This is a genomic window from uncultured Salinisphaera sp., from assembly GCF_964012375.1.
GTDB lineage: Bacteria > Pseudomonadota > Gammaproteobacteria > Nevskiales > Salinisphaeraceae > Salinisphaera.
In genome coordinates, this window is the sequence record NZ_CAXGSH010000157.1 from 1 (window position 1) to 4,479 (window position 4,479).

6 protein-coding genes are annotated in these 4,479 nt (G+C 63.6%); 3 read left to right on the forward strand and 3 right to left on the reverse strand.

The window, feature by feature from the left end; translation table 11 throughout:
* From ABNU97_RS17280 to ABNU97_RS17290, 3 genes are all read right to left on the reverse strand, one after another.
* A partial coding sequence (locus ABNU97_RS17280) for a TonB-dependent receptor plug domain-containing protein (protein WP_348767906.1) occupies positions 1-1,239 on the reverse strand: 1,239 nt, incomplete at its 3' end.
* An 81-nt stretch (positions 1,240-1,320) separates the two neighbouring features.
* Entirely contained in the window at positions 1,321-1,587 is a 267-nt protein-coding gene (locus ABNU97_RS17285; protein ID WP_348767907.1) for a BolA family protein, read from the reverse strand.
* Positions 1,588-1,591: 4 nt separating this feature from the next.
* Complete coding sequence (locus ABNU97_RS17290) at positions 1,592-1,891, reverse strand: YciI family protein (protein ID WP_348767908.1); 300 nt, start codon at positions 1,889-1,891, stop codon at positions 1,592-1,594.
* Between the two features lie 122 nt (positions 1,892-2,013).
* Here ABNU97_RS17290 and ABNU97_RS17295 point away from each other — a divergent pair, with 122 nt between their 5' ends.
* The 3 genes from ABNU97_RS17295 to ABNU97_RS17305 all read left to right on the forward strand — a co-directional run.
* Positions 2,014-2,652 (forward strand): L-threonylcarbamoyladenylate synthase, encoded by a 639-nt coding sequence (locus tag ABNU97_RS17295; RefSeq protein WP_348767909.1) that lies wholly within the window; start codon positions 2,014-2,016, stop codon positions 2,650-2,652.
* Positions 2,653-2,765: 113 nt separating this feature from the next.
* Positions 2,766-3,767 (forward strand): tryptophan--tRNA ligase, encoded by a 1,002-nt coding sequence (trpS, locus tag ABNU97_RS17300; RefSeq protein ID WP_348767910.1) that lies wholly within the window; start codon positions 2,766-2,768, stop codon positions 3,765-3,767.
* A gap of 329 nt (positions 3,768-4,096) precedes the next feature.
* The coding region (locus ABNU97_RS17305) for a segregation/condensation protein A (RefSeq protein WP_348767911.1) at positions 4,097-4,479 on the forward strand (383 nt) is incomplete at its 3' end.

A 4,479-nucleotide genomic window follows, 5' to 3' on the forward strand; every position in this document is an offset into this window, starting at 1 on the left:
GGTGGTGAGTTCCAGATCGGAACTGATCGAGAACACGTTCTGGGCAAACACGCCGATGCTGGTGGCCTGCTGATCTTCTTCCAGGCCGAGCGCGCCCTTGTTGCCGGCGATGTTGTCGTAGCGGGTACGCGCATCCTGCTGAATCTGGGCATCGATGCCGGCCACGAGCTGGTTGTCGTGGCCGAATAGCGTGTCGAAGCGCGTGCTCTGGAGGCCGCCGCCGAAGAAGTCGCGGTCGTAGGCCACCACGCCTGCATCCTCGAAGGGCAGATACTGGATGAAGTCGCGGTTGCTGTAGAACAGGTTTGCAGAATAGCTCTGGTTCTCGGCGAGCTGGTCTTCGTACACCAGGCCCACGGTCTGCTGCGAGGCCGACTGGCGGGCATCGAATGCGAGGTTGGCGTCGCGTGCCGCGCGCCGGTCGGCTCGGGCCTGTTCCAGGGTTACGCCGCCGGGGTCGAGCGTGTCCGGCGCATCGAGCACGCGCGTGACCAGCCGCAGCGTGCCGGTGGCGCCCACGCGGCGTTCGAGCTTGCCGGTGAGCTGCTGTTTCTTGACCTCGCTATGGGCGCGATAGCCGTCGATATCGAGCTGGGAGGCGGTCAGCGCATAGCCCCAGTCGCCGCGCTCGTGGGCGGTGGCGGCTTCGATCCGCCGGTAGCCGTGGCCACCCACGGTCAGTTCGCCGCGATCGATTGGCCCGCTGGCCGGCGTGGTGGTGGTGATATCGACCACGCCGCCGGTGGCGTTGCCGTAAAGCGCGGAAAACGGGCCGCGGATCACTTCAAGACGCTCCACCGCGCCGAGGTCGATGGTGTCGGTCTGGGCCTGGCCGTCGGCCAGCGTCTCCGGGATACCGTCCACGAGCACCTTGACCCCGCGCACGCCAAACGCCGAGCGCGCGCCAAAGCCGCGAATGGAAATCCGCAGGTTCTGGGCGAAGTTGCTGCCGTTGTTGGCGTAAACGCCCGGCGTACGGTTGAGTGCGGAATCCAGCTGCGCCTTGGCCCGACCCTGCTGGATATCGCGGGCTTCGGTGACGTCGACCGCGGCCGGCGAGGTGAGCACCTCGGTGTTCAGCCGCAGACTTTGTACTTCGATCGGCGCGAGCGATTCGAGGCGGTCGATGCCATCGTCGCCGGCCGGGGCGCCGACCCTGTCCTGGGCATGGGCCGGCAGCCCGAAAGTCAGGGCGACGGCAATCGCCACCGTGCGGTGCCGGTACGGGCGATGGATCATGTTGTGTCCCCTCAAACGCGCTGGCGTTCGTTCTTGTTTTATGTCGAGCGGGCGAGTCGTTCAGCCAGCGCGGCGCGCCGGTTATTCCTCCGGCGCCAGCGCGCGAATCGATACCGCGTGTATATCGGTTTGCATCAACGTGCCGAGCGCTTCGTAGACGAGCTTGTGGCGCTCGATGGGCGACGTGCCGGTGAAGCGGGGCGAGCGGACGGTGACATGGAAATGGCCCAGGCCCGTCTTCGCCCCGGCATGGCCGGCGTGCAGGTGGCTGTCGTCACGGATTGCGACTTCCTGCGTGTTCAGGCCCTGTTCGAGCGCTTCGCGAATACGCGGAATACGATCACTCATACGCTCAGTAAACCTTCTTGTACGGATAGACCGTGCTTTCCATGTACACGCCCTCGGCGTTGTACGGATCGACCTTGGCCCAGGCACGGGCATCGTCAAGGCTGTCGAACGCGGCGATGATGATGCTGCCCTGAAAGCCGTCGGTGACCTTGCCATAGGCATCCTCGCGCGGCAGCGGGCCGGCGGTGAGCAGGCGCCCGGCCTGGTCGAGTTCCTCGAGCCGTGCACGGTGTTCGTCGACGGCCTTCTTGCGGCCATCGCTGCTGTCCGCCACATCGAAAGACACGATCGCAAAGTAATCCATGGGATTGTCCTGACCAGAGTTTGTAATACCGATAAGGCGCAGTGTGCCGCATCTCGGGCGCGATCGGCCAAGAACGACGAAAAAACCTGCCGCGCCATCGACGTAGCCGATATAATGCCCGCATGGCCGAAATCGTTCACGTACACGCCGAAACCCCGCAGCCGCGCCGTATCAGCCAGGTGGCCGATGCCTTGCGCGCAGGCCGGGTGATTGCCTATCCGACGGACTCGTCCTACGGCCTTGCGTGCGCGATGGGCGACAAGAACGCGATCGATCGTATCCGGCAGATGCGTGGCTTCGGGCGCGATCATTTCTTCACGCTGGTGTGTCGGGATCTGTCCGAAATCTCGACCTATGCCAAGGTAGAGAACACCAGCTTTCGTCTGCTCAAGGCGGCGACGCCCGGCGCCTATACCTTCGTGCTGCCCGCATCGAAGGTGGTGCCGAACTGGCTGGCCCATCCCAAGCGCAAGACCATCGGTATTCGCGTGCCCGGGCATCCGGTCGCGCGCGCCATTGCCGAGGCAATGGACGAACCGATCATGTCGGTCACCGCCCAACGCCCTGACGACGAACTTCCGCTCTCGGAGGCCTTCGACGTACGCGAGGCGTTCGACAAGCAGCTCGATATCATCGTCGACGGCGGCGCGACGGGCGTGGAACCCACTACGGTGGTGGATCTGACCACCGCGGTGCCGCAGATCCTGCGCCCCGGCAAGGGCAGCGCCGAGGCGATCGGGCTGGACCCGGTCGAAGACTGAGCTACGTCAGGATCGGCGGTTGCGGTCCAAAGCGGCCGCGCGCTTGCGTATACTCGCGGCTTTGATAAATCAGCGCTGACTGAATTGCCAAGAGGCCGCGTGTGAGTTCCGAGATTGCCAAACCCATCGTTCTATCCGGTATCCAGCCTTCCGGCGAGCTGACGCTCGGCAACTATATCGGCGCGCTCAAGCACTGGGTGGCCATGCAGGACAGCCACGACTGCCTGTTCGCGCTGGTCGATATGCATGCAATCACGGTGCGTCAGGACCCGGCCGCGCTGCGCGAGCGCTGCCACGAGTTCCTGTGCCTGTATCTGGCCGCTGGGATCGATCCGGAGCGGGCCACCATGTTCGTGCAGTCGCACGTGCCCGCGCATGCCCAGCTGGCCTGGCTGCTGAACTGTCATACGTCGATGGGCGAGCTCAATCGTATGACCCAGTTCAAGGATAAGTCGGCCAAGAACGTCGACAACATCAACGCCGGGCTGTTCGACTACCCCGTGCTGATGGCCGCCGACATTCTGCTTTACCAGACCGATGCCGTGCCGGTGGGCAACGACCAGAAACAGCATCTCGAGCTGGCCCGCAACCTGGCCGAGCGCTTTAACGCGCGCGCCGGCGAAGATCTGTTCACCGTGCCCGAGCCGATCATCCCGGAAGTGGGCGCACGGATCATGAGCCTGGGCGATCCGACCGCGAAGATGTCCAAGTCCGACGATGTCGAGGCCAACGTCATCAAGCTGCTCGACGAACCCAAGCGGGTGATCAAGAAGATCAAGCGCGCGGTCACCGATTCCGACGGCGAGATTCGCTTCGACGAGGCCGAAAAGCCGGGCGTGTCGAACCTGTTGTCGATCTATTCCGCGGTCACAGATGAATCCATCGCCGATCTGGAAAACCGCTATGCGGGCCAGGGCTACGGCGCGCTCAAGGGCGATCTGGCCGATGCGGTGGTGGCCTTTCTGGAACCGCTGCAGCAACGCTATGCCGAATACCGCGACGATACGGCCGGTCTGGATGCGCTGCTTGCCCGGGGCGCCGCCGCGGCGCGCCAGCGTGCCGAGCCGACCCTGGAGCGCGCCTTCGCGCTGACCGGTTTTCTTCCCTCAGCCTAGGCGTATCGCGAGGCTCGAAAAACCGGGTTCGCAAATGCACGCGAATAGGGCGGAACACAGATCGCTCGAAGGCCGGGTGATCTGATGTTCACGCCGCATGTTGCACGCGGCAGATAATCAACAGCGGCCTGGGTGAATGACGCCACAGAATAGGTATCTGCGGCAAAACGGGCCCATCGCTCGTCGTCATCTGCTTTTTCATCGCGTTCATTCGCGGACGGTTTTTTTTGAACAACGCTTAAAACAGCCACTTCTAAGAGCGAACCTTGACCGAATCGGCAACCGACGACCACCCGCAGCAAGCAGCCGACGCCAAGTCGGCCGCGGCCGTGCGTGTCGGCGGCGAGCCGCTCGAACAGCTGCCGGAGGATCTCTATATTCCGCCGGATGCGCTGCGGGTGTTTCTGGAAACCTTCGAAGGCCCGCTCGACCTGCTGCTGTATCTGATCCGCAAGCAGAACCTGGATATCCTGGATATTCCGGTACATACCATCGCCCACCAGTACATGACCTATATCGAGGTCATGCAGGAAATGGCGATCGAGCTGGCCGGCGAGTATCTGCTCATGGCCGCCATGCTCGCCGAGATCAAATCGCGCATGCTCTTGCCCAAGCCCATCGAGGAAGAAGACGAGGGCGAAGACCCGCGCGCCGAGCTGGTACGCCGGCTGCAGGAATACGAACAGTTCAAGCAGGCCGCGGAGCAGCTCGA